This is a genomic window from Caballeronia choica (assembly GCF_001544535.1).
In the GTDB taxonomy this organism is placed as follows: Bacteria; Pseudomonadota; Gammaproteobacteria; order Burkholderiales; family Burkholderiaceae; genus Caballeronia; species Caballeronia choica.
Genome location: NZ_FCON02000423.1, coordinates 1 through 1,664 on the forward strand (window position 1 = coordinate 1; position 1,664 = coordinate 1,664).

Annotated in this window: 1 protein-coding gene; it reads left to right on the plus strand. The window is 56.9% G+C overall.

Features of this window, described 5'->3' with window-relative positions; genetic code table 11:
- Positions 1 to 1,326 precede the first annotated feature (1,326 nt).
- A complete protein-coding gene (locus tag AWB68_RS51820; protein WP_374729668.1) occupies positions 1,327 to 1,602 on the plus strand; it encodes a phage integrase central domain-containing protein in 276 nt (91 codons plus the stop codon).
- Positions 1,603 to 1,664 lie beyond the last annotated feature (62 nt).

Below are 1,664 nucleotides of genomic sequence, written 5' to 3' on the forward strand. Positions count from 1 at the left end.
TGGAGAGCCCGTCGCGGGAAAACTGCACAGCGGGTTCGGAGGGAGGGGACGGCGATCGCCGTTTCCTACCCCTATCCAGCGGCCGTGAGCACGCGTTCGATTAGTTCGAAAGCTGACCGTCGAAACTATGCTGGTGCCAACGTCTGTTGACTACCGGATACCTGCCGCTCGTTTGGCAATGACGTATGACCGCAACGGCCGATAAGCCGCCAACCGAAGCAACATCGGCGAACACCTCTGCTTGGCCAATCACGACGTCCGCAGTCTATAGGACTGCTCACCCGCGATTTCGTAGAATAGACCGTACTGCACCACGTGGGCGAACCGAAGTCGCTCCATGGCCTGGAGGGCGATCGCCCTTGGACATCAAGCCTCGGACATGTCAGTAGCGCCGCCTTCTGCCGCCATTTGTTTCACCATGCTGACGCCGAGAATGAGCCAGAAGACGGAGCGCTCACCATAGCTGCGTTACGTCGATCTGTTGGTTCGCCCGTTAGAAAGTAAAGCGGGTTTGTGCGCGGCATGATCGACACGCTCTGTCTTGAGCAGGTCTCTTTCCACCAACACCGCAATTCGCGTGCACCCAGCCTGATAAGCCCTGAGCAACCGTTCCTCGCATGGCTTGTCCGCTTCGATCCATGTCGTTACCGCTGCAGCCTACTGGCGGCTCGTCCCTAATTTTCAGCCGCGGTCCTGGACAAATCCCCACGACGTCTCACGCTTTCGGGTCGGGTCGAGCCCGTCATAGCCCTCTCTCAATTTCAGCGCCAGCGAGCAAGCGCCAGGCAAAACTTAGCAGACGCCCTCGCCGTCTGGTCTTGTCTGCCTTCAATGCCGGGGTCGGTACACCGGGCTGAAAAAAATATCTGCAACCAAGGGATCGGTTGGACAATTCGGCTCGCAAAGGGAGAATCATCTGGCCGGAGGGCGCGGCAATGGCCAACGTCAGGAAAAGGAATCAAACGAGCACGCTATCATTCCCTTCAACCATGGGGTCCCCGAGCCCTATCGGCAATCTATAGTCGGCCACCAGCGTTGCAAGGTCTTCGACAAAACGTGGCAACACGCTGCTAATCGGAGCGGCGACCGGACCACTTTTTTCTTCCACCGCGCAAAAATATGCCCCCACAAACTCCGTGAGCACCGTTAGCGAGTACGCAATATTTCATAAAACGATAGTCCGTCTGCGGTAAGCAGAAGGAAACGAAAAAGCGGGTATCAGAGCGGGTATCAAACAGTTTTCACGAACAACCAACCCTAATACAGGATAACGCGCGCGCACTGGTCAGGAAAGCTACGCATCCGACGCAAGCACGCCGCAGAGAAATCGCCCAAACCGTCGATGAGGCGCGAGAAACCTTCAAAGCCGTCGCTGACGAATGGCTAAACAAGAAGAAGAGACTCTGGACGCCCCGCCACCACCTTGAGGTATCCCTCATGATCGAAGCAGACGCATACCCGTTTATCGGTGCGCTGCCGATGCGGTTAGTTACTGCCAGCCAGGTACTCAGGCTTATGGAGCGGGTCGAAGAGCGTGGATCGCCCGCTGTGGCGATAAAGCTGCGCCAGTACATTTCGGCCGTCTTCCGATCAAGCTGCTGATGATGTCTTTCACCCGCACGATCGAACTTTGCCGTGCGAAATGGGAGGAGATTGACCTGGTC